Source organism: Pseudomonas sp. WAC2, from assembly GCF_030403525.1.
Taxonomy (GTDB): domain Bacteria; phylum Pseudomonadota; class Gammaproteobacteria; order Pseudomonadales; family Pseudomonadaceae; genus Chryseomonas; species Chryseomonas luteola.
This window is the reverse complement of sequence record NZ_JAUEPD010000005.1, coordinates 265,140-287,949: the sequence shown is the minus strand read 5'-3', so window position 1 is coordinate 287,949 and position 22,810 is coordinate 265,140. Positions and strand designations below refer to the sequence as shown.

Sequence of the window (22,810 nt, the reverse complement as noted above, 5' to 3'; positions counted from 1 at the left end):
CGGAGTAAGAGATCTATCCAAAGATGCATGGTTCCTACAATGTTGTTCTTGTCTGTCTTTCGATTCTTATTGCCATAACTGCAGGCTTTACTGCTTTAGACCTTGCTGGACGTGCGCGTACCGCAATGGGATGGGCACGTCATTACTGGCTATTAACGGCAGCGACCGCCTTGGGGGGTGGCGTTTGGGCGATGCATTTTGTCGGCATGCTAGCGTTTGAGATGCCGGAAATGCCAATGCAGTACGACGTCTATCTAACGGTTATATCGCTACTTGTCCCAGTTGCTGTAACAAGCGTCAGCTTTCTGTCAGCCAATCACATCAAATCCAAAGCAGGTCTGTTAGCGAGCGGTCTGTTTATGGGGTTAGGCATTGCCAGTATGCATTATCTAGGCATGGCAGCAATGGACATGCCTGGAAGCATCGATAACGATCCGTTTTGGGTAGGCGTTTCGATTCTGATAGCCATAGGTGCGTCTGTCGTTTCGCTGTGGCTTTCCAGAAGGACGAATCGACTGTTGGCAAGAATGCTAGCTGCACTTGCCATGGGCATCGCTATATCAGGTATGCATTACACAGCGATGCATGGGGCAAGTTTTAACGTCACTATGCCCTCTGGCATGACTCATTATTACGACAACGTTGATCAGGTTACGCTTGCTATTGCTGTTTCTGCTTCAACGCTACTTATTCTTTTTTTGGCATTAATTGCCGCTATGTACGATAAGCGTGTTGCCTTTATGGCGCAGCGGGAAGCCGACTTACTCCGATTAAGCGAGGCCCGCTTCCGATCGCTTTACAAAAAAACGCCGCTTCCACTTTATTCCCTGGATGATGACGGGCGACTTGAGTCGGTGAGTGAGGCTTGGCTGACGTTGCTTGATTATGAGCGAAAGGATGTGATTGGCCAGCCTCTGAGTCACTTTATGACGGAAGCCTCGGCACGTAAATTCATCAAGCATGACTGGCCAGGTCTGTTCCAAACAGGTGAGATTAAGGATCTTGAGTGCCGGGTAGTTACTCGTGCAGATGAGGTTCTGGACGTATTGGTCTCTGCACGCATCGAGCAAGATGAACAAGGCGCCTTCCTGTATGTTTTAGGCGGCCTTATCAATATTACCGAGCGTAAACGGGTTGAAGAGGCTTTGCGGCAGTCCCAGAAAATGGAAGCCATAGGCCAACTAACGGGTGGCGTCGCGCATGACTTCAACAATCTATTGGCGGTGGTCATGGGTAATCTTGAGCTTTTGCGCAAACGCCTGGTAAATGATCCTAAAGGGCTTGCGCTGATCGAAAACGCTCTGCTTGGGGCTGAGCGTGGAGCTAACCTCACGCAACGTTTGCTAGGCTTTGCTCGCAAACAGCAACTTAGCCCCGCAGCTGTTGATGTGCCGGACCTTATTCGCGGTATGAGTCAATTATTTGAGCGCTCGGTAGGGGATGGTACTCAGATTGACATCCACTTTCCCCTCACGTTGTCCAAAGCTTACGTGGATGGTCATCAGCTGGAAATGGTTCTGTTGAATCTTGTGGTAAACGCAAGAGATGCTATGCCAGAGGGCGGTACGATTAGCCTTACCGCCATAGAGCGGAGCATAAACCATGCTTCCCTCAGTCGTTTAAAGCCTGGTCGCTATGTCTGCCTTTCTGTAACCGACACGGGAGAAGGCATGGATAAAGAAACCCAAGCCAGAGCTACCGAGCCCTTTTTCACAACAAAGGCCGTTGGCAAGGGCACAGGCTTAGGGCTCTCCATGGCGCTGGGGTTGGCTGAGCAATCGGGGGGACAACTTCTGATTAGCAGTAAACAAGGGCAGGGTACGACGATTGAGTTATGGCTCCCTACAGCTGAAGTGGAGCTCATCATCAATCAGCCCGCTCTCGCTATTGATAAGGGCTTAAACAGCGCCGAACCGTCAGACAAATCGTTGAAAATCCTTGTGGTGGATGACGACACGCTTGTTCTGAGAAATACCGTAGCGATGCTGGAAGATCTCGGTCACACCGTGCTCAGTGCTGCCACAGGTACTGCCGCATTGGAAATCTTAAGGAAGGAGCCTCGCCTTGATGTCCTGCTAACTGATCTGGTCATGCCGGAGATAAGCGGGACGCGACTAGCCGAAATGGTAAGAAGTGAAAGGCCTGATTTGCCAATCCTGCTTATGAGTGGTTATGTCGATCTGTCTTCTTATACAGATACAGCACTACCAAAGCTGGCAAAACCCTTTACTCAACGGGTGTTGGCTAAAATACTCAATGAGGCAAGTGTCGCACCTAAAAAAGCAGTAGTGATACCGTTCCGGTAATGACTAACCGGATGGAGGCATCGTAGATGTCTCCATCCGCTACCTTCCAAGCCTGGATAAGGTAATCCTCTGCCTTGCAGCTATATCAAGAGCGGTTAACAAAACTCTCTAATGAGCGCAACCAAGTATTATCCATTCCCAAGAGGAATGGATAATATAAAAAAACCGATTTTTATTTATTGAACAATTGGCCATAGAGTGTCTTGAGAACTGGAGAATCTCTATGGACCACAGCACTGAAAATCCTGCTGCAAAGTTTGACTCATCCCGCGCTAATGAATATGGACAACAGAGCCGAATTGCTCTTGCTGGTTATGAAGCCTGTCATGATCTAGCTGCCTGTGTTCTTACAGCCAGTCTTGGAAATATAACTTCTGCACGTATCTTAGTCGTTGGCGTGGGAGGTACTGCTCAAGAAATCATATCGCTGTCGGCCCTTGAGCCAACGTGGAGCTTCGTTGCTGTTGATCCATCGCCATCCATGCTGGAGACCGCAGCCGAGCAGTTAAAAAAACATGGGCTGATGGATAAGGTTCAATTGCTGTTGGGCACGGTTGAGGATCTACCAACCGATACGGCATATGACGCTGCGACGTTGATCGGTGTGCTGCATCATATTCCGGGAGATGATCCCAAGAAAAAGTTGCTGCGCTCGATCCAGACTCGCTTGAAAGCGGGGGCCCCGCTGGTTGTGGCAGCTAACCACTATGCCTATGCAGATCAACCATTTTTGCTCAAGGTATGGGGTGAGCGCTGGCGGCAGCAGGGTGCTACTGCAGATGAGGTCAGAGCCAAGCTCGGCAAAATTTTACAAGGAGCAGATCCGCCTCATTCCGAGTCCGCCGTTCAGGGCCTTTTGTATGAAGCCGGATTTAGTGGCTTCCAGCGTTTTTTCAGTAGCCTTTTCTGGGGCGCCTGGGTAACAAATAAGGTAATCTAAAACAGTCATTGGCTCTTAGAGCTGCTAACAAACCCCCTCCAATGAATGTAGACAGATGAAGCTGTAGGCTAGGGATAACAAGGTTCGGTGAATATCGAGCCCGCGTTCAAACTGGATACGCAGTTTATCCCTATCAGCCCACCAGGCGTGGGTATGCTCCATTACCCCAGCGGTGCTGGCCGAGCCGTTTCTTGCTTTTCCTTTACGTGCGATTCGATCAGTGATCCCGTGCTGTCAATGTGTAGCTTTTCTACAAGATCGTAGACTGGATGAGGGAGCTGTCCCGTTAGTAGAAGGTATAGCGGACCAGCCTTTCCCATGGCGGCCGCATCTTGACGACGGTGACTCGTGTCAGCTTCAGATGGCCGCGAAAATCCATTTCATCATCGGCATGGGCTCAGAGTACCTTGGTCGTGTCGCCAGCATCAGCTGTCCCTTAGCAGGCATACCTATCAAGGGTCAGCCTGCATGGGAGATACCACTGGATCAGACCGATACAAGCGAGACTACCCATGTACCCGTACTGCTATGTGCCGCCTGCAAAAAATGCTAGACCTAGACAACGACTCGAATGTCGTTGTGCTTAGAAATACTGGGTACGCTGAGGCGAAGGCTATTACTCATTACGGCATATGTATTGAACTGACGTTAAAAGAGAAGTTAAAGCCAAGGTCTGTCGCTTCTGCCAATAGAGGCTTGCGTCAATTTAATCCCGCGCCGGTTGCAGCCTGAAGAATTGAAACCTTCATCCGACAGGGCAGGGAACAGTCACAGCCTATATCGATCTAGTAGCTTTTTGCTGCTTGTTGAACAAAGTAAGTGCGTAAGAGTGAGATGCCAAATGGATGAAGATGTATACAGCCTGCGTATCACGTTTTCGGGCACTGATTCACTTCCAGCGTATCTATAACTTTACCTATATTTTGGTGCAGATTGAGCATGTCTATAACCGCAGCTCTTAATCGTTTGCTTGCAAACATTCCAGAACGTTTCCATTTTGCGCTCGGCAAAAACGACGTTCACGAGTGGGAGCTAGATATCCAGACGGGGAGACTGACCTTTTCGACCGACCCGGGGATATTCAAAGATATAGGCAGCATAGAACTCTTTTTCGAGGCTCTGCACCCTGAAGACAGGGACGTGGCCAAGCGTATTACTAAAAGCATCTTGCTCAAGGCCAACCGCTTTCGCTACGAATGCCGCTTTGTCACAAGTCAGGGTGATATACGCTGGATTGCTGTCAACGGCTGCTCGGAGGGACAAGCTGGTTGCATCGAGCGGTTGTATGGATTTACTCAAGACATTACTGAGAGTAAACGTGCCGACATCATCGCCAAAGGTCAAAGGCAAGCTCTTGAGCTAGCCATGACCAGCGCTCCGCTGAAAGAGGTCCTTGAGCTTTTGTGCAATCTGGCCGAGGAGCAAATTGGTGGCAAGGTAGTGTCGTCCATTATGCTGCTCGATACGGATCAGAAGCATTTAAGAAGCGGCGCGGCTCCATCATTGCCAGCTAAATACAGTCTATCGCTTGATGGCTTAGCCATTGGACCAGATGTTGGCTCCTGTGGGGCCGCTGCATTTTTTGCCAAGACAATAATCGCTACAGATATCGAGAATGACGAACGCTGGCGTCAGTTTTCTCACCTGGTATCACCCTACGGATTTCGCTCCTGTTGGTCAGTACCTCTGCTCTCAACCAAAGGCACTGTGCAGGGGATAATGGCGCTTTATAGCCGAAAAATGAGAAGCCCCACCGACTGGGAGCTTTACTCGATAGAGCTATTGGCCAATACCGCTTCACTGATTATCGAGCGCTATCGTGAGACACAAGAGCGAAACAGGGCTGAGTTGCGCTTCCGCTCATTGGTGAACGCAACGAATGCCATCGTCTGGACAACGTCCAAAGACGTCGAAGTCTTTACGCCTCAGCTCGAGTGGGCCAGATTTACAGGCTTCACTCCCGAACAAGTGGATGGGATGGGGTGGCTCAATGCGATTCATCCAGATGATCGCGACATTATGCTAAATCTAGTTTCCCGTATGCGCCACGAGGCTGCCCCTATTCACACCGAGGTGCGTTTGAAGCGTGCCGATGGCGAGTTCCGAGAAATGGAGTTGCACGCCGTGCCCATTCTTGACTCCTCGGGTGCGGTCAAGGAATGGGCAGGTAGTTACGTGGATATCACCGAGCGCAAGCAGTCCGAGAACCGTCTCCGTCACATGGCTACATACGACGCTCTGACGGGCTTGCCTAACCGAGCATACCTTAACGAGCATTTGCAGGAGCTACTCGATTTCACCTCGCCCACCGAGCGTATCGCAATCATGCTAATTGACCTCGATCGTTTCAAGCGCATCAATGACTCGATGGGGCACAAGGCAGGTGACGAGCTGCTCTGCATCATTGCCAAGCGCCTGCAGGACGCGCTTCTGACAGGTAACCTAGTCGCTCGTCTAGGTGGGGATGAGTTCATAATCGTAGCGCATGCCAATGATGGAAAAACTTCGGCGGAATTACTGGCAAAAAGATTGTTAGGCATTGTTGCCTTACCCGTATACGTCGGTGGTAATCAGCTTTTTTCTAATGCATCAATTGGGATCTGCCTGTACCCAGATGACGGTCAGCGTAACGACATTCTTATACAAAATGCTGACATCGCTATGTACAAGGCCAAGGCAGACGGAGGGAATCGCTATAGCTTCTTCTCAAAAGAAATGAGCACTGCCATGAAAGACCGCATGGCATTGGAGATTGCTCTTCAAGGCGCGCTTGACCGAGGCGAGTTCGTACTCTACTACCAACCGAGGGTCAGTTTACCCGATGAGAAACTCAAGGGCTTCGAAGCACTGATCCGCTGGAAAAGCCCGGAGCGCGGCCTGGTTTCGCCATTAGATTTTATTCCAATCGCTGAAGAGACCGGTCTGATTAACGAAATCGGAGCCTGGGTGCTAAGACAAGCCTGCGCTGACATAAAGACCTTAAGTTTGCGTATGGGTTACGCCCTGTGCGTATCAGTAAACCTGTCGCCCAAACAATTGATGTGCTCCAATCTGACTCAGAAGGTCAAAAGTGCTTTGAACCAAGCAGGCCTGTCGCCAGAGCAGTTGGAGCTCGAACTGACTGAGGGCGCTTTCATTCACGACATCGAAGCATCAGCCCTGGCCATGGAGGACTTGAAATCACTCGGTGTACTATTGGCGGTTGATGATTTCGGAACGGGACATGCCGGCATATCGTATCTGCGCCAATTTCCTATCAATGTTGTCAAACTGGATCGTACGTTCATCGCACCCAATGTTTGTGAGTCCAATTCATCAGGGTTCATGAAGGCATTATCGGACATGGCCCATGCGCTAGGGCTCCATGTCGTCGCAGAGGGCGTAGAGGACAAGGAGACCCTGGAGCTCCTTTGCAAAGCTCAGTGCGACGAGGCGCAAGGTTATCTATTCGCAAAACCGCTACCGTGGCCTGAGCTACTTGCTTACGTAGATAAGGTGTCAGTGACGAGCGACTGACTATCTTTGCCAATTCTGGGTTTTGACGTCTTGATCATCATGCCGTATCGCTTGATGTATGCCCTAAGGGCTACACAAAAAGGCTCTCACTGAGTACATAAAGGGCCTGATCTGAAATGAGGGTCTTAACCTTCTCATCACCCGAGCTCGAACTTCAGCATTCTCTTGGCAGGACAGGTAAAGTGTCACGATAGTGATGCGGTAACATCTGTGATCCTGTGGAGAGTTCCATGACGCTGCATGTCTGGTTTGTCTTTTGTTTTGCTTACCTGGTAACAACGCTTTCTCCCGGGCCCAACGTCCTTTTGGTCATTCGCAATACCTTGCGCTATGGCGCACGGGGAACGCTGGCGACCCTGGCAGGTAACCTGACGGCGCAGCTATTCGTGATCATTCTTGTGGCGCTTGGCATAGGCGCTCTGGTGGCAGCCATGCCGATGGCGTTTCTGGCGATGAAGCTGATCGGAGCGGCTTATCTGATCTATCTTGGTTTTGTGCAGCTGCTCAAACGTCAGCCTGGATCGTCTACGGTCACACCAGCTATTGCGCCCAGTGTCTCGTCGCCCAAGGTTTTTGGTGAAGCGCTGCTGGTATCAATCAGCAATCCGAAAACGCTTGTCTTCTTTTCCGCTTTCTTGCCGCAGTTCATCGAGCCGGGACGGTTATTGGTTGTACAGTTCACCACAATGTACCTGACCATCGCCTTGATTGTCGTGACGGTACACTGTGTGTATTGCTTCAGTGTGTCCAGGCTCAGCAGGCGGCTTTCCGCAAGCCGTTGGGTCACGACGATCAAGCGGGCCAGCGGCGCGTTATTCGTAGGGCTGGGCGTAAAGCTGTTGATGGCCCGGCAGGCCTAAGAGGAGGTTTGCACCATGACTGCCACACTAAGCGCACCGATTCCCAGTGATTACGAGGCACTGGTTGCCTGGGTGCCTACGGCTGACGCCTGCGCGCGCTGGGCAGGGCCCCAACTCAGGTATCCGTTCACCGCCACTGAGTTGCCGGAACTGCTGGAGGTGCCCGGTAAGAGCTTTTCATTGGTAGAGGGCGTCAACCGGCCGCTTGCCTTTGGGCAATACCGAACCGTCTCGCCCGATACCGTCCACCTGTGCCGCATTATCGTCTCGCCTGACTGGCGGGGCCACGGTTATGGCAAGCAGTTGTGCGAGCAACTGATTCGGCAGGCTGTGGCGGACACAGGCGCTTCCATGGTTACGCTGCGCGTCTACCGGGACAATGCCGTGGCACAGTCGCTGTACCACAAGCTCGGCTTCAAACCAGTGGAGCTGCGCTCGGATGTGGATGTCATCGGCATGCGATTGATCCTGACCGAGCAAGCCGGTTAGCAGCCGAGCGGCTCATTCTTTAAAAGCCAGATCAACCGGTCTACCGCCCACTGGAAATCCAAGTGTTTGGCAGGGTCTGAAGAGTGCGAAAGCAGCGCATCAAGGCGTAAGCTCATGGGCCGTCCTGTCCGTAGGGGAGGAAGACGCAGCAGAGGTCGTGCGCCGTTTGAAGCGCATGACCAGTGCATACAGGAGCGGGACGAAAAACAGGGTCAGCAGCGTGGCCGAGAGCATGCCGCCGAAAACGCTGGTGCCAATGGCGTGCTGGCTGGCCGAGCCCGGGCCCTGGGAAAACATGAGGGGCAGCACGCCGAACATGAAGGCCAGGGACGTCATGACGATAGGGCGCAGGCGCATCCGGGCGGCGTCCAGAATGGCCTGACGCAAGGGAGTGCCCTCATGCTGGAGTTCACGGGCCACCTCGATGATGAGGATGGCGTTCTTGGCAGTGAGGCCCATGATGGTGATGAGGCCGACCTTGAAGTACAGGTCGTCCGGCAGTCCGCGCAGCGTAGTGGCCATGACCGCACCGATGATGCCCAGCGGAATCGCCAGGATGACCGCAAAAGGTACCGACCAGCTCTCGTAGAGTGCCGCCAGGCACAGGAAGATTACAAGAATGGACAGACCGAACAGCAGAGGTGTCTGATCCCCGGACAGCCGCTCCTGATAGGACTGGCCTGCCCATTCATAGCCGACGCCGGTGGGTAGCTCACCTACCAGGCGTGCCATGGTATCCATCGCCTGGGTGGTGCTGTAGCCCGGCGCGGGCGTGGCGTTGATGGAGAGCGACGGGAAGCCGTTGAAGTGCTCGATAGCCATCGTGCCCACAGTCCATCTAAGCGTCACGAAGGTGCTTAGCGGCACCATCTCGCCGTCAGCATTGCGAACCTGGGCCTGGAGCAAGCTGTCAGGCTGTTGCCGGTCCTTGCCCTCCGCCTGGATGACGATTCGGCGGACCTGATTGTCATGGATGAAATCCCCCACATAGAGCGAGCCGTAGAGGGTGGCCATGGTCGAATTGATCTCATCCACCGAGACGCCCATGCTTTGGGCTTTCAAGCGATCAATGGAAACCTTGAGCTGCGGCGTGTCGTCCTGCCCCGAGTAGGTGGCGGTAGCAAATACAGGATTCTGCCGTGCCAGTGTCAGGAGCTTGTCCTTGGCGGCTAGCAAGGCTTCGTGCCCAAGCCCTGCGCGATCCTGAAGACGCATGTCGATACCGGCGGTGCGTCCCATGGAGGGCAGCGGCGGGGTGTTCAAGGCCTGGATAGTGACGTTGGGGATCGACGCGACGCCATTGGCAAAGTGCTTGTTCAGTCGTGCGATGATGGCATCGACGTGCTGATCAGGCGCCTTGCGTTCGGACCAATCCTTGAGCGTGGGCCAGATCATGGCAGCGTTCTCGCCGCCGCCGAAATAACTGAAGCCCTGCAGGGTGAAGAGCTGTCCGACCGAAGGATCGCTGCGCAGATAGGCCTGCACTTCCTCTACCACCTGATGCGTCATTTCTTGGGTCGAGCCGGTGGGAAGCAGCACGACGGTGGCAAAACTGCCCTTGTCTTCGTTCGGCACAAAGGAGCCGGGCAGGCGGCTGAACAGGAGCGCCAGCACGGCCAGCAGAACGAGATACAGCAGCACGAAGCGCACCGGTCGATTCAGGACACCGCCCAGACTGCGTTGATAGCCTGCCGATAGGGAAGCCGCCCAGCGACCCACTCTGCCCAGGCTGAGCGTATTGGTCGCTGCCGGTTTGAGCAGCGTTGCGCACAGGGCGGGCGTTAGCGTGAGCGCCAGAAATGCCGAGAAGGCCATCGGCACGGCCAGCGCCACGGAGAACTGCCGGTAGATCGAGCCCGTAGCGCCCTCGAAAAACGCCATCGGGATGAACACGGCAGTCAGTACCAGCGTAATTGCCACAATGGCGCCGCTGATCTGCTGCATGGCCTTGAGCGTTGCCTCGCGGGGAGCCAGTCCTTCCTCCCGCATGATGCGTTCGACGTTTTCCACTACTACGATGGCGTCATCCACCAGAATCCCGATGGCCAGGACCATACCGAACAGGGTCAGCACGTTGATAGAGAAACCCAGTGCCAACATGGCGCCACAGGTGCCGGCCAGGGCTATCGGTACCACGATGGACGGGATCAGCGTGGCGCGCAGGTTTTGCAGAAACACCAGCATGACCAGAAAGACCAGCACCATCGCCTCGATCAGCGTATAGGCCACCTTCACGATGGACATATGCACGTAGGTCGTCGTATCGAACGCCGTCTGGTAGTGCATGCCCGGTGGGAACTGCTGGGACAACTCCGCCAGTGTGGCCTTGACCGCCTGCGCCGTGCTGAGCGCGTTGGCGCCGGGAGCAAGCTTGATGGAAATGGCGCCACAAGGCCTGCCGTTCACGTAGGACGGGTAGGTGTAGTAGTTGCCGCCCAGCTCGACACGGGCCACATCCTGAATGCGCAGGGCCGACCCGTCCGGGTTGACTCGCAAGGGAACCGCGCCAAAGGACTGCGGCGTATCGAGAGTTTCCTCAACCGTCAGCGGGGCCGTCAGTGTGGTATTGGCAGGCACTGGAGGCGTCCCGATGGCGCCGAGGGTGATGCGCTCGTTGTAGCGGTTGATGGCATCAACCATGTCTGAGGTAGTCACGCTCATGGCGGTGAGCTTGTGGACGTCTGGCCAGATTCGCATGGCATATTCGGGGCTATAGACCTCCACCTTGCCCACGCCGGGCACACGCAGCAGGGCAGGGCGCACCACGGTAGTGGCGTAGTCGCCCATCTGGATATGCGTGATGTTCGGGTTGTCTGCCAGGAGTGTGACAAACAGCAGGTCGTTGTCACCGCTCTTGTCCACTTCGATTCCCTGGCGCCGCACGCTCTCCGGCAGACGCTCCTCGACGCGCTTGATGCGGTTCTGCACTTCAATGGAAGCGATCTGCGGATTGGTGCCCGGCTCGAAGGACAGGCCGATTTCCACCTCGCCCGTGGCGGTACTGTCGGAGGCGAAGTACAGCAGTCCCTCAATACCACTCAGCTCGCGCTCGATAACGGAGGTAACGGTACGTTCGATGACTTCGGCCGAGGCGCCCGGGTAGTAGGCCTGTATGCCTACCCTCGGAGGCGAGACGTTAGGGTATTGCTCCACCGCCAGACGCAGCGCCGTCAGGCCGCCGCCCAGAAAGATCATGATGGCGACGACCCAGGCGAACACTGGGCGCGCAATGAAAAACGAGGACATGGTCTACGCTTACTCTTTTGAGGCGACCGGCTGGGTCGTCAGGGTGGCTTGCTTGGGCTCTACGGCCTGACCGTCCTTCAGGGCGCTGCCACTGAGGATGACCCGCTCGCCAGCTTTCAGACCGTCGGTGACGCGCCATTGATTGCCTTCGAGCGTATCGGCGGAAATCGGGCGGCTGTGGGCGTGGTTGATCTCGTCGACAACCATGGTATAGGCGCCTTCACGGGTGCGTGTCAGGGCCTGCTGGGGAATAAGAACGGCCTGCGTCTGGCCGGGCTGCTGCAGCTCGACCTGCACATACATTCCGGGCAGCAGCAGATGGTCGGGGTTATCGAACACAGCCCGCATGGCCACCGTATCGGTCTTCTCATCCACGGCCCAATCGGAGAAGAGCAGGGTGCCGTTCAAGGGGTAGGTCGAACCATTGCTCAGTCGCAGGCGCAGGATGGGCTTCTCGCGCTTGTCGGCCTGCTGAAGGCTCTGCCTGAGCCCCAGGGAGTCGGCCATGGGCTGGGCAAAATTCACATAGATCGGGTCGATCTGCTCGACCGTGGTCAGTTTGGTGCCTTCATCCTGACCGACCAGTGCTCCCTCGGTGACCTCGGCCCGGCGTGCGCGGCCGGCAATCGGAGCGGTCACGTTGGCATAGGCGAGCTTGAGGCGGGCGCTCTGTACCTTGGCTTCGGCTGCCTTTTCGGTAGCCCGTGCCTGCTTCTCGGTAAAGAAGTCCTTGCGGTACTGCTGGGCGCTGATGGACTCATCGGCCATCAGCTGCCTGGAGCGTTTGGCAATGTCTTCAGCGGCATCGGCAGCCGCCCGTGCCTGGGCCAGCTCGGCTTCTGCCGCAGCCAACTCGGCCTTGAGCGGAGCCGGGTCGATACGAAACAGCAACGTACCGGCTTTGACCTCCTGGCCCTCCTGGTAGGTGCGAGCCTCCACGATACCTTCCACGCGGGCACGGACTTCCGCCGTACGATAGGCCTCCATCCGGCCGGTGAGACGCGTGGTCAGCGGCTCCGTCGAGGGCGTAACCGTTGCGATGTCCACCTTCAGGACGGCTGGCGTTTGCGTTTCGGCTGTCTTTTCGGTGGGTTCACAACCTTGGAGCAACACGGCCAGTGCCAGCAGCGCGCCCTTTACCACATCCTTCATGCTCTCACCCGGGCCATGCAATAGACATCCACGTAGGCACCGTCACGATAGGCATAGGCGATCTGAGTGCCCTCGTGAACAAAGCCGAATTTTTCATACAAGGCGATAGCCGGTGCGTTATCCGTGTATACCGTCAGCTCAACACGCTTGAGGTTCATCCAGTTGTCGGCGGCGTCAATCAGCGCCGCCATCAGCTGGGTTCCCACGCCTTTACCAGTGTGGTCATCCCCAACCGCAATGACCAGCTCCGCCACATGAATCCGCCGGCCTTTCATACGGTTGAGCGTTGCAAAGCCCAACACGTTGCCTTGCTGTTCGGCCAGTACCCGAACGTCTTCAGCGGGGTACTGCTTGATCCAGTCGCTTATGCTCTGAGTGGGTCGGTAGGGTAGGCGCAGCGTACCCCGGCGCGTGCCCGGCTGGTTCAGAATCGATGCCAAAGCCTCGGCATCGCTCTCGCGGATAGCGCGTAGGGTAATGGTCATGAGTCCTCCTTGATTCAGGCCCGTTGTCGGTCAACGATCTCGCCTGAGCGTTCCAATGGTGCGACCGACGCCGCCAGTAATTCCTGAGTATACGGGTGTTGTGGCGCCTGAAAGATCCGGCAGGCCTCGCCGTGTTCCACGACCTTGCCATCCTTGATGACAATCAGATCATGGGCCAATGCCCGAACCACGGCCAGATCATGGCTTATGAACAGATACGTTAGCTCATGAATCGCCTGCAGGTTACGCAACAGGTCGACAACCTGCTTTTGAACGGTACGATCCAGAGCCGACGTGGGCTCGTCCAGCAATATCAGCTCGGGTTGCAGCACAAGCGCCCTCGCGATGGCGATACGCTGGCGTTGGCCGCCCGAAAACTCATGAGGATAGCGGTGCCGTGTTTCAGGATCGAGACCTACTTCCTGTAAGACCCTAATGATCGCCGATTCCCGCTCTTTGGGTGTGCCGATCTTGTGGATATCCAAACCCTCACGGATGATCTGCGCGACGGACATCCGTGGGCTCAGGCTGCCGAACGGGTCCTGAAACACAACCTGCATGTGGCGACGAAGCGGACGCATCTGCCTGGTGTTAAACGTTTCGATCGCCTGCTCCTGAAAGCGGATGCCGCCCTGGGCCTGCACCAGTCGCAGAATCGCCTGGCCCAGGGTGGACTTGCCTGAGCCGGACTCGCCCACGATGCCCAGGGTACGGCCTTTCTTTAGCTCGAAGCTCACACCGTCCACCGCCTTGACATAGTGGCGCTGGCGGCTGAACAACGGTTTGGGCAGCGGAAACCAGACGCGTACATCCTGCGCCTGTATCAGCGAGGCATCGCGTTGGCAGGATGTGTCGTCACATGACCTTGCGGCCGAACAGCCCCAGCGCCCGTGCCGCTTTGAAGTACTTCAGATTACGCTTGCGTAGAAACTCGGCCCGTACCACGTCCCCGCCCTGTCTGTGGCCACCGGCATGTCGGTAAAGTCGATCAGGCTATGTTGGGCCAATGCCTGAGCATACTGCTCGGCCTGCTCGAGGGCTTTCTGAAGGCCCGCTACGGTGAGGTCCGAGGTTGCTGCATAGGTCTCGATCCCATTCAGGCGAACATAGACCATTGCGCCTTCGTCCTTCTGGAAGAAAGGCGGATCGATGACATTTCGGGTGACGCTTAAGGCATGGGTAGTTTCGCTGACATAACGCAGGGACCAAGTGTCAGCGCGGCTGTGAAGCAAGGCGAAGCGTTGTTCGTGAAAGCACTGGACGCAGCGTGGCCTGCGTCCAGCAGTGGGATCAGGGCTGTCCCACGTGGATGACGATCTTGCCTACTGTACGGCCGGATTCGCTTGCCTCATGGGCCTTGGCAATGTCCTTTAGCGCGAACTCGGCCGACACGACTGGACGCAGATGACCGCTGTCTGCCAGACGTGCCAGCTCCTGCAGGATCTCGGCATTGGGTTCGATGAAGATAAACGCACTGCGGACGTTGTGGGCCTTGGCCTTTTCTTCCGACGGCGGTGCAACGATGGAGACCAGAATACCCCCAGGCTTGAGCACGCTGAAGGACGCTTCCTGCACCTCGCCACCCAGGGTATCGAAGACCAAATCGGCGTCTTTTACGATCTCCTGGAAATTCTGGCTCTTATAGTCGATGACCTGATCAGCACCCAGAGACTCGACAAGCTTGCGGTTCTTCTCGGAACAGGTGGCAATCACCTGGGCGCCGCGCCATTTGGCCAGCTGTACAGCCAGTGTGCCAACGCCGCCTGAGGCCGCATGAATCAGCACCTTCTGGCCCGGCTGGGTCTGGCCCACATGCACGATAGCTTCCCAGGCCGTGATACCGGCCAGGGGCAGGGAGGCGGAATCGGCATGGGACAGCGTCTTGGGTTTGCAGGCCACTTCGCTTTCGCGCACCGCAATGTATTCGGCGTAGGTGCCATTGCGCTTGATGTCCGGGCGGGAATAGACCGCATCGCCTTTCTTGAAGCGAGTAACGCTCGCACCGACTTCTTCAACGATGCCGGAAACGTCCCAGCCCAGGGTCACAGGCAGGTCGTAGGGCAGCATGTCCTTCAGATAACCCTGGCGGATTTTCCAGTCGACGGGGTTGACCGAGGAAGCCACCACACGAATCAATACATCGTCGGGGTTCAGGGTCGGCTTTTCCACGTCGGTATAGGTAAGGACACTGGCATCGCCATAGGAGTGAATCTGAACAGCTTTCATCGAATTCTCCATGAAGTAGGGAGAGCGGCCGCCGTGGCCGTCTGTATAGGTGATGTTGTTAGGTTCTTTTCAATGCAAGAGTTGCATTGACCTGCTTCAGGTGCGAAGTAGTTAGCGTCTCGCTTGTCATAAAACACGTTGAATCAAGGCGTTTTCCCGTTTTCAAGCCATGCCGGTCGTCTGGCCAGACAAATTTCAGGCGACTCCTGCGGGTCTAGTGCTTACCGCATGATGACTGTCTGCTAGAGGTTTCATGAAACGTACGTCTGGTAAAACGCTCCCTGTGTTGCTTATTGTAGTCGCCGTGCTTGTTCTGGCGCGACTGGCAGCGCCTTATGGTATCCACCGCTACGTAGAACAGACGCTCAACGAAATACCGGGGTATCGAGCTACCATCGAAGACGTGGACGTCAGCCTGTTGAAAGGGGGCTACACGCTCAAGAACGTTCGAATCGAAAAGGCCAATGGTGCAGTGCCGGAGCCGTTCTTCGAGGCTGAGCGCATTGATAGCTGGACCCAATGGGGAAAGTTTGTCGATGCAAAACCCGTGGGGCTGATGCATATGTATCGCCCGGTACTGACCTTCGTATTGGCCGACAGCGAAGATCATAGCCAGACCGGAATCGATTCGAGCTGGTTGCAGCAGGTCGATGCCTTATCGCCGCTACCGCCCAACCAGTCAGAAATCCATGATGGAATAATTCAACTGATCGACAAGCGTCCGGAACGCCCTGTGACGCTTTACATCAGTAACATAGAGTCGGTTACTCGTAATCTGGCCAATGCAGACAATGTCGATGATCCGCTCTGGGCAGAATCAGAAATGACGGGTAATCCCATGGGTGCCGGTAGCATGACAACCCGCTTGCGGCTGGATGGTCTGTCACCCAACCCGACGTTTGAAATGGACAGTGCAATCGATGATTTGCCGCTCAGCCGGCTGAATGATTTTTTCCGGGCTTATGCCAATATCGATGTCGAGCAGGGCACGCTATCTTCGCGGACACACGTCTCGGCACAACAGGGTAACTTCACGGCCTATACGAAGCCCCGGTACGAAAACCTCAAAATGGTTTCGCTGGAAAAGGACGTAAAGGAAAAAGGCGTCTTGGGCACTCTGAAGGAAGGCATCGCCAGTGTGGCGGCCAAACTGACTGATCAGGATGACCCACAGGATCCGGACGACGGGGTCACGTTGCGGTTGGCAGGCGTCATTAATGCGAATGAGCTTCGGCTCGATCCCAAGGCATCCTTCCGGCAGCAGTTTATCGACTCGGTGGTACCAGGGGCTCATTAGCCGGGCGGCAAGGCGAAGGGTGCTTTCGCCTTGCCTGCCAGTCACTGATCAATGCCCGCCAGGCCCTGCCGGATATCGTCGGTGCTGGCAGGACGCACCAGACGAGAGATTTCCTGGCCGTTTCGAAAGAAGATCAGCGTAGGCCAGAGCTTGACTTTGAAGGAGCGGCCTAGTCGCCGGCCGCTGCCATCCTCGATCTTGAGATGACGAATAGCTGGGTGATCCTGGAAGGCTTGCTCGATCAAAGGTTGTGCGGCCCGACAGAAGCCGCACCAGGGCGCGCCGAACTCGATGAGCGTGGCACCTTCGAGCGCATCGACCTCATTGCGGCTGGGCTCCTGCGCAGCATAGGTAGTGTTCATGGCCATAAGGGGACTCCTGAAGCGTCAAGGGATACCTTACAGCAGACCACCGATCGCCAGGGAATATCTCGAAAGCCGTTGCCATGTCCTACAGCGATATAGCAAAAGGCTTACACAGCATTACCACGGTTGGCGCTATGACGCTGCCGGGCTTGTGCGTAATCTACACACATCGGACAGCAGCGCAGGACGCGCTCATACGAAGGTCAAGGATGATGACCGAGCCAGGATGGCAAACTCGATAAGGACATTGAGTCCGGTCAGAAAACCCCGCTTAGGCGGGGTTTTTGTTTGCCTGCTAAAAAGTACCGAGCATGAAAAAGCCCGCCGGAGCGGGCTTTCCAGTATTACCGCGTTACAGCTTGAAGCGTGCCACCATGGTGTTGAAAGATGTCGCCAAGCGGGACAGTTCCTGGCTTGAGGCACTGGTCTGGTTAGCCCCTGCGGCGGTCTGGGCCGACAGGTCCTGGATGTTGACCAGATTACGGTCGACCTCCCGGGCGACCTGGGCCTGCTCTTCGGAAGCACTGGCAATTACCAGGTTGCGCTCGTTGATCTGCGATACACCTTCGGTGATCCGGGTCAGCGCATCGCCGGCAGCAATCGCAAGGCTTTGGGTGTTAGTGGCCAGCGACTGGCTCTTCACCATGGCTTCTACCGCCTGATCCGCCCCGGCGCGTACCGTACTGATCATGCTTTCAATCTCTCCGGTGGAGGACTGTGTGCGATGAGCCAGCGCACGCACTTCATCGGCTACCACGGCGAAACCACGACCCTGCTCACCGGCACGGGCCGCCTCGATCGCGGCGTTCAGCGCCAATAGGTTGGTCTGCTCGGCGATGGCGCGGATTACGTCCAGCACCTTGGCGATATCTCGCACCTGACCGGCCAATGTGCCAACCTTGTCAGTGGAGGCGGTGATTTCCGATGTCATGACATTGATGGCCGTTACGGCTTCCTGTACCTGATGGCGGCCGGTCATGGCGTCCTGGCTGGTCGCCTGGGAAACTTCGGACGTCGAAACAGCGTTACGTGCCACTTCTTCCACCGCGGCGGTCATCTCGTTGACTGCCGTGGCGGCCTGCTGGATTTCGTCGTTCTGGCGAGTCAGTCCCTGTGTACTTTCCTCGGTTACCGCACTGAGCTCTTCGGCTGCCGATGCCAGCTGATGGGAAGCATGGGCAATTTCCTGCAGGGTGTCCTTGAGGCTGCCCTGCATATTGGACAGTGCCACCAGTAGCTGGCCGGTCTCATCCTGGGTATGAGCCTGAATATGCTGGGTCAGATCTCCTTGGGCAATGCGCTTGGCGCTATCCACCGCCGAGTGCAGCGGACGAGTAATCATGCGAGTGATCAGAAGACCCAGACCAATGGCCAGGAAGAAGGCGATGATAATGCCCGTGAGCAGCGTCAGGTTGGCGCTTTTCTGCGTATGCATCGCATCGGCGGCACTTTCTTCGCTCTGCTTGATGTTGATGGCCAGAATGTTCTTCAGCTCGCCAACAGCCTTGCGATAAGCCGGATAGGTCTCGCTGTTGGTTATCTTCACAGCGGTCTCAAGCTCCCCCCGACTCAGTGCCGAGATGACTTTGTCCACGCTGGCAGTATAGGCGGGCCAATCGTTGGCAAATTTGTCGCCTTCGGCCTTTTCCTCGCCATCCAGAGGGGTCGCTCGATAATCCACGAATGCTTTATCAACCGTCCCGCCGTTCTCTTTCAGCGAGTCCAGGGCTATTTGAACTTCGGCGGGCTCCGCATTCGTGGCCTTGAGTGCCAGCACTTTGTAGAGATCGCGGTTATGGGCAATGACGTTTCGGAAGAGCGTATTGACCGCCAGTACCGAGGCCAGATCGTTGTGGATCGCGTTGTCCAGATCATCGGAGAGCGAGTCGATGCTCTGTTTGCCCAACAGGCCGACCGCCAGGGTGATCAGTGCGCATAAAAGAAAGGCAATTAGCAACTTTGTTGCAAGTCTTGCATTGGCAAACCAGGCCATGGTGTGTCCCTGAAATAAAGGTGAGCGAGGTCTGAACACCATCGCTCCAGCATGAGTAATCAAACGTATTTAGTGGGCGTAGGGCATCGTTTAGCTGAGTTACGCCCATTACTCACCCTTCGTCATACATCGACTGGAAGGCGGGAAACTTGAGTTGTAATGAGGGATGGTTGGCGAAATGCTGTTGAAAGAATGGCATTTATATCGCGCTGTTCTACAGTTCTTTAGTCAGACTATTTGCTTCGCCCTCTCTAGGGTGGGCGTTTGACGACTTCCTCTAACAATCACAATAAGGAATGCAGAATGGCTTTCGCGCGTCGCGAATTTCTTACTGTTTCACTCACCTCGGCCGCAGCGCTGGCGGCTGGCAGTGCGCTGGCAGCTACCAATACCCCCTCCGGCGATCCGTTTGGCCTCACCCGTGACTGGAACGGGACACCGGCTATCGTCATGCCTGATCCTGCCTGGGAGATTCATGACAAGGCATTTACCGGGCGGCTGGGCAATGCGATGGTAGAGCGCCTCTGGAGCGGCGGTCGCTGGACGGAAGGCCCCGTATGGATGGCGGATTGGCGCTGTCTTCTCTTCAGTGACATTCCTACCGGGCGAATCCTGCGCTGGAATGAGGATGACGGTCGCGTCACGGTATATAGCGCCCAGTCCAATAATGCCAATGGCCATACGCGTGACCGAGAAGGACGGCTGATCAGCTGTGAGCACGATAGTCGTCGGGTAACTCGCCTGGAGTATGACGGCACAATCACGGTACTGCTGGACGCGTTCCAAGGCAAAAAGCTCAACGCGCCGAACGATGTGGTCGTTGCGGCTGATGGCGCCGTCTGGTTTACCGATCCGGGCTATGGAATCCTGGGGGCATACGAAGGCCACAAGGCAGACTTTGAGCTGCCGACCAATGTCTATCGCATCGATCCACAAAGTGGCGAGGCCCAGGTGGCCGTGGGAGATTTCCAGCGTCCGAACGGTATCGCGTTCTCACCCGATGGCAAGCGCCTGTATGTCAGTGATACGGCCGGCGGTGGTGATCCGGGCAAGCCCTGCCATCTGCGGGCGTTTAACGTGGGCGAGGGCGGTAAGCTCGAGGGGGGGCGTGTCTTGATCGATGCAAAGAACGGTGTAATCGATGGATTCCGCTGCGATAGCGATGGCAATCTCTGGTGCAGCTGGGCAGGGGACGCGGCTAACAACAGTGTTCGCGTCTTTTCGCCTGAAGGTCAGCCACTGGCTACCCTGCATCTGCCGGAAACGGTATCCAATGTGGAGTTTGGCGGACCTAAGGGCAACCGCCTGTTCATTACCGGTGGGCAGTCACTCTATGCCACCTATGTGAATGCAACAGCTGCCCGTCGCAGCTGAGCGGCATGAGGTTGGCCAAGCGCAGAATGCCGTCGCGCCTGGCCAAAAAACGTTACAGGCCGAATGGGTAGGTCTCGTCTGCCGAACCTGCCGCTTCCGAGTCGCCCAACGGCGTAACGGCCTGGGTTTCCTCAATCCAGATGAAGGCATCGAACTGATCGGCCAGTACCGTTTCGAAGTAGTGGCTCATGCGCTCGGTTTCAGGTCGGTAGATGACGCCAATGGCGCGGTTGAGATTTAGCTCACCCAAGGCCTCACGTAGATCCTCTCGCCGGAAGTCCCGCCAATCGGTGAGGGACGCCGGTACACCCGCCTTCAGAAAGCGGTGTTCCCAACTGTCGTGACGGGAAGGGCGAACCTGCTTGATATACATCTCGCCATCCCAGTCGTCTGCTGCCGCGACGGTTCCCCGGTCAGTGCCCATACCAATCAGGACGGCCTCCCGCTCGTAGGCGCTGCGGCACAGCTGACCAATATTGAATTCACCGCGCCAGCCCATGGCAGTCGCATCGGCATTGCCCACATGGGAGTTGTGTGCCCAGACAATGGCCTTTGCCTCAGGGCCACGGTGCTCCAGCAGGGTTTGCAGGGTATCGAACATATGTCGATCACGTAGGTTCCAGGAGGCGACCGAACCGCGGTACATCGCCCGATAGTATTGCTCTGCCGCCCGGACCACTCGAGCGTTTTGCTTGGCGTTGAACAGATCTTCTTCATCCTGCGCAAGCTCTTCAAGCCGGGTGGAGAGCAGGCTGTGCAGCTGGTTGACGACTGCGTCTTCGCAGGAGTCCTTTCCGGCACGCTCTACTAGGTGGCCATAGATAGCCGGCTCGTCCTGCCAACGGGAAAGACAGCTATAGCGCTCCCGGGCCTGCTTCGCTAATTCCGGATCGGTCTTGCCCAGGTAATCCAGCACCTCGGCGATGGAGTTGCGCAGGCTGTAGACATCCAGGCCACGAAACTCTACTCGGTCTCCAGGGGCCCGTTGCTCGTTATAGTCGCGTAGCCATTGTGTAAAGACTTCTACGTCCGTATTACGCCACATCCAGGTGGGAAAACGCTTGAAACCCGTTGCCTTCCAGTCATCGTTTGTTCGCCCGCGTACGTAGCGATCTATGTAGCCGGCGTCCGGCCAGTCCGCCTCGACGGCCACGATCGAAAACCCATGGTGCTCGATCAGGTGGCGGGTGATGGCGGCGCGGGTCCGATAAAAATCGGATGTGCCGTGACTGGCTTCGCCGATCAACACCACCCGTGCATCGGCGTAGCGATCGAAGAGAGGGCCAAAATCAGGGCTTTCCAGGTCCGGAAGCGGTTCTGCATAGCGCCTGAGCATGTCGATCGTGTGTTGATCCGAGGTGGATGATCGACGCAGGAAGCGTTGCAGTCGTTCTCTGGCCGGTGCGCTCATGGTTGTTACCTCGCGAATGCAGTGAGGCCCTTTATCCATGGGCGGTAGGGTGCGGTCATGCCTATATCAGAGACAGGGCTCGGCAGGGGGATGTTCCAGCTATGCGACCAACGCACTGGTGTCCAAACCAGTCATCGGCAGGGGCTCCGCTTCGTTGCGACATTGTTACAGACGCACGGTCAACCGAATTCATCCTGCAATCACGAGGAGGACCTCCATGTCATCCAATGTCGAGGTGTTGGACCGAACCATTCAGCAAACGAACCTGTGGCTTGACGATATCGCCACGCATCTGGGCGCTCCTGATCGACAGACGGCTTATCATGCCTTACGCGCCGTACTGCTTTCGGTACGAGACCGTATCGGAATCGATAACGCGGCTCACCTGGCTGCCCAGTTGCCCCTCATGATTCGCGGCATTTTTTATGAGAACTTCCATCCGGCGGGCACACCCACCCAGGAAGAAACCCAGGACGCCTTCCTGAAAAAGATCAGCAGCCTTGTATCGTCCTCAATCGATCTGGATCCGCACAGGGCGGCCAAGTCGGTGCTACGTGTCCTGTATGAGCGTATAGACCCTAACGAAGTCGCCAAGGTCGCCAGCCTGTTCCCCATGCCGCTGCGTAGCCTTTGGCCGGAAGACACCGGTGTGCCCGGCACTCGGGAAGGGGAAGCGTAAGATGCACATCAACGTTGAAGAGCTGGACCAGTCCGTAAAGCAGGCCTTGCAGTGGATCGCGGACGTCGATGAGCGCATGGGAACTCGAAACCGGCGTCTTGCCATGACCTCTTTGCAATGCACGCTGCAAGCGGTCCGTCGGCAGCTTGATCCTGATCAGGTCGCGCGTCTGGCCAAGTGTTTGCCAATTCCGCTGAAGGGCGCCTTGTTCGAAAACTGGCGCCCGTCAGCTCCCCACCCGGCCACGAGCCGCAGCGAGTTTCTTGGCCGCATCGAGGAAACCGTTTTTCGCAACCTCGACATTTCGGTCGAGCGCGGCGTCAAGGCGTCCCTTGAAGTGATGTGCAAGAAAATACCGGCTGAAGTCGTGGCCGAGTTTGCCGGACGCCTGCCATTCGACTTGCGCAGTTTATGGAGCAATGAGCCCTTGCCCTATCCAGGACACGGAGCGGTTTGAGTTTTTTCCAGGTA

Annotated in this window: 17 protein-coding genes and 1 pseudogene; 9 read left to right on the top strand and 9 right to left on the bottom strand. The window is 56.2% G+C overall.

All coding sequences use genetic code 11. The annotated features are described in order from the left end of the window. The first annotated feature begins 23 nt into the window (after positions 1-23). From QWJ10_RS13070 to QWJ10_RS13050, 5 genes are all read left to right on the top strand, one after another. Entirely contained in the window at positions 24-2,306 is a 2,283-nt protein-coding gene (locus QWJ10_RS13070) for an MHYT domain-containing protein (RefSeq protein ID WP_289926938.1), read from the top strand. A 223-nt stretch (positions 2,307-2,529) separates the two neighbouring features. Beyond that, positions 2,530-3,246: a class I SAM-dependent methyltransferase gene (locus QWJ10_RS13065; protein WP_289926936.1), complete on the top strand. Its 717-nt coding sequence runs from the start codon at positions 2,530-2,532 to the stop codon at positions 3,244-3,246. Positions 3,247-4,185: 939 nt separating this feature from the next. Further along, positions 4,186-6,762, top strand: coding sequence for an EAL domain-containing protein (locus QWJ10_RS13060; protein ID WP_289926934.1), 2,577 nt, complete (start codon positions 4,186-4,188; stop codon positions 6,760-6,762). Positions 6,763-6,992: 230 nt separating this feature from the next. Beyond that, on the top strand, positions 6,993-7,622 hold the full coding sequence (locus QWJ10_RS13055; protein WP_289926933.1) for a LysE family translocator: 630 nt from the start codon (positions 6,993-6,995) through the stop codon (positions 7,620-7,622). Between the two features lie 15 nt (positions 7,623-7,637). After that, positions 7,638-8,111 (top strand): GNAT family N-acetyltransferase, encoded by a 474-nt coding sequence (locus QWJ10_RS13050; protein WP_289926931.1) that lies wholly within the window; start codon positions 7,638-7,640, stop codon positions 8,109-8,111. A gap of 99 nt (positions 8,112-8,210) precedes the next feature. On the opposite strand, the gene QWJ10_RS13045 is transcribed toward QWJ10_RS13050, so the two are convergent. The 6 genes and pseudogenes from QWJ10_RS13045 to QWJ10_RS13020 all read right to left on the bottom strand — a co-directional run bounded on the left by QWJ10_RS13045 (position 8,211) and on the right by QWJ10_RS13020 (position 15,220). Then, entirely contained in the window at positions 8,211-11,357 is a 3,147-nt protein-coding gene (locus QWJ10_RS13045; protein WP_289926928.1) for a multidrug efflux RND transporter permease subunit, read from the bottom strand. Positions 11,358-11,366: 9 nt separating this feature from the next. Further along, the gene (locus tag QWJ10_RS13040) at positions 11,367-12,509 is read right to left on the bottom strand and encodes an efflux RND transporter periplasmic adaptor subunit (RefSeq protein WP_289926925.1); all 1,143 of its coding nucleotides are present in this window, start codon (positions 12,507-12,509) and stop codon (positions 11,367-11,369) included. Further along, the gene (locus tag QWJ10_RS13035) at positions 12,506-12,994 is read right to left on the bottom strand and encodes a GNAT family N-acetyltransferase (protein ID WP_289926923.1); all 489 of its coding nucleotides are present in this window, start codon (positions 12,992-12,994) and stop codon (positions 12,506-12,508) included. The genes QWJ10_RS13040 and QWJ10_RS13035 overlap by 4 nt, the downstream gene beginning before the upstream one ends. A gap of 14 nt (positions 12,995-13,008) precedes the next feature. Beyond that, positions 13,009-13,824 (bottom strand): annotated as a pseudogene (locus tag QWJ10_RS13030) (ATP-binding cassette domain-containing protein); the annotation flags it as partial. 78 nt (positions 13,825-13,902) lie between these two features. Then, entirely contained in the window at positions 13,903-14,226 is a 324-nt protein-coding gene (locus QWJ10_RS13025) for a DNA gyrase modulator (protein ID WP_289926921.1), read from the bottom strand. 58 nt (positions 14,227-14,284) lie between these two features. After that, positions 14,285-15,220, bottom strand: coding sequence for an NADP-dependent oxidoreductase (locus tag QWJ10_RS13020; protein WP_125887534.1), 936 nt, complete (start codon positions 15,218-15,220; stop codon positions 14,285-14,287). A gap of 253 nt (positions 15,221-15,473) precedes the next feature. On the opposite strand from QWJ10_RS13020, the gene QWJ10_RS13015 reads away from it, so the two are divergent. Continuing rightward, a complete protein-coding gene (locus QWJ10_RS13015; RefSeq protein ID WP_125887533.1) occupies positions 15,474-16,517 on the top strand; it encodes a DUF748 domain-containing protein in 1,044 nt (347 codons plus the stop codon). A 41-nt stretch (positions 16,518-16,558) separates the two neighbouring features. Here the strand turns inward: QWJ10_RS13015 and QWJ10_RS13010 are convergent, their stop codons facing one another. Beyond that, positions 16,559-16,885 (bottom strand): thioredoxin family protein, encoded by a 327-nt coding sequence (locus QWJ10_RS13010; protein WP_019366033.1) that lies wholly within the window; start codon positions 16,883-16,885, stop codon positions 16,559-16,561. Between the two features lie 349 nt (positions 16,886-17,234). Beyond that, on the bottom strand, positions 17,235-18,875 hold the full coding sequence (locus QWJ10_RS13005; RefSeq protein ID WP_289926915.1) for a methyl-accepting chemotaxis protein: 1,641 nt from the start codon (positions 18,873-18,875) through the stop codon (positions 17,235-17,237). A 303-nt stretch (positions 18,876-19,178) separates the two neighbouring features. Here QWJ10_RS13005 and QWJ10_RS13000 point away from each other — a divergent pair, with 303 nt between their 5' ends. Next, positions 19,179-20,249 (top strand): SMP-30/gluconolactonase/LRE family protein, encoded by a 1,071-nt coding sequence (locus QWJ10_RS13000; protein WP_289926914.1) that lies wholly within the window; start codon positions 19,179-19,181, stop codon positions 20,247-20,249. A 52-nt stretch (positions 20,250-20,301) separates the two neighbouring features. On the opposite strand, the gene QWJ10_RS12995 is transcribed toward QWJ10_RS13000, so the two are convergent. Further along, complete coding sequence (locus QWJ10_RS12995) at positions 20,302-21,660, bottom strand: erythromycin esterase family protein (protein ID WP_125887530.1); 1,359 nt, start codon at positions 21,658-21,660, stop codon at positions 20,302-20,304. Between the two features lie 217 nt (positions 21,661-21,877). Between QWJ10_RS12995 and QWJ10_RS12990 the strand changes: the two genes are divergently transcribed. Continuing rightward, on the top strand, positions 21,878-22,339 hold the full coding sequence (locus QWJ10_RS12990; RefSeq protein ID WP_019366029.1) for a DUF2267 domain-containing protein: 462 nt from the start codon (positions 21,878-21,880) through the stop codon (positions 22,337-22,339). 1 nt (position 22,340) lies between these two features. Further along, positions 22,341-22,796 (top strand): DUF2267 domain-containing protein, encoded by a 456-nt coding sequence (locus QWJ10_RS12985; protein ID WP_289926911.1) that lies wholly within the window; start codon positions 22,341-22,343, stop codon positions 22,794-22,796. Positions 22,797-22,810 lie beyond the last annotated feature (14 nt).

What these genes read in the sequence shown, in the direction of transcription:
- QWJ10_RS13020 (WP_125887534.1), bottom strand. Translation starts at nt 15,220, where the DNA reads ATGAAAGCTGTTCAGATTCACTCCTATGGCGATGCCAGTGTCCTTACC.
- QWJ10_RS13055 (WP_289926933.1), top strand. Translation starts at nt 6,993, where the DNA reads ATGACGCTGCATGTCTGGTTTGTCTTTTGTTTTGCTTACCTGGTAACA.
- QWJ10_RS13000 (WP_289926914.1), top strand. Translation starts at nt 19,179, where the DNA reads ATGGCTTTCGCGCGTCGCGAATTTCTTACTGTTTCACTCACCTCGGCC.
- QWJ10_RS12995 (WP_125887530.1), bottom strand. Translation starts at nt 21,660, where the DNA reads ATGAGCGCACCGGCCAGAGAACGACTGCAACGCTTCCTGCGTCGATCA.
- QWJ10_RS13050 (WP_289926931.1), top strand. Translation starts at nt 7,638, where the DNA reads ATGACTGCCACACTAAGCGCACCGATTCCCAGTGATTACGAGGCACTG.
- QWJ10_RS13040 (WP_289926925.1), bottom strand. Translation starts at nt 12,509, where the DNA reads ATGAAGGATGTGGTAAAGGGCGCGCTGCTGGCACTGGCCGTGTTGCTC.
- QWJ10_RS12985 (WP_289926911.1), top strand. Translation starts at nt 22,341, where the DNA reads ATGCACATCAACGTTGAAGAGCTGGACCAGTCCGTAAAGCAGGCCTTG.
- QWJ10_RS13005 (WP_289926915.1), bottom strand. Translation starts at nt 18,875, where the DNA reads ATGGCCTGGTTTGCCAATGCAAGACTTGCAACAAAGTTGCTAATTGCC.
- QWJ10_RS13015 (WP_125887533.1), top strand. Translation starts at nt 15,474, where the DNA reads ATGAAACGTACGTCTGGTAAAACGCTCCCTGTGTTGCTTATTGTAGTC.
- QWJ10_RS13060 (WP_289926934.1), top strand. Translation starts at nt 4,186, where the DNA reads ATGTCTATAACCGCAGCTCTTAATCGTTTGCTTGCAAACATTCCAGAA.
- QWJ10_RS13070 (WP_289926938.1), top strand. Translation starts at nt 24, where the DNA reads ATGCATGGTTCCTACAATGTTGTTCTTGTCTGTCTTTCGATTCTTATT.
- QWJ10_RS13065 (WP_289926936.1), top strand. Translation starts at nt 2,530, where the DNA reads ATGGACCACAGCACTGAAAATCCTGCTGCAAAGTTTGACTCATCCCGC.
- QWJ10_RS12990 (WP_019366029.1), top strand. Translation starts at nt 21,878, where the DNA reads ATGTCATCCAATGTCGAGGTGTTGGACCGAACCATTCAGCAAACGAAC.
- QWJ10_RS13035 (WP_289926923.1), bottom strand. Translation starts at nt 12,994, where the DNA reads ATGACCATTACCCTACGCGCTATCCGCGAGAGCGATGCCGAGGCTTTG.
- QWJ10_RS13045 (WP_289926928.1), bottom strand. Translation starts at nt 11,357, where the DNA reads ATGTCCTCGTTTTTCATTGCGCGCCCAGTGTTCGCCTGGGTCGTCGCC.
- QWJ10_RS13010 (WP_019366033.1), bottom strand. Translation starts at nt 16,885, where the DNA reads ATGGCCATGAACACTACCTATGCTGCGCAGGAGCCCAGCCGCAATGAG.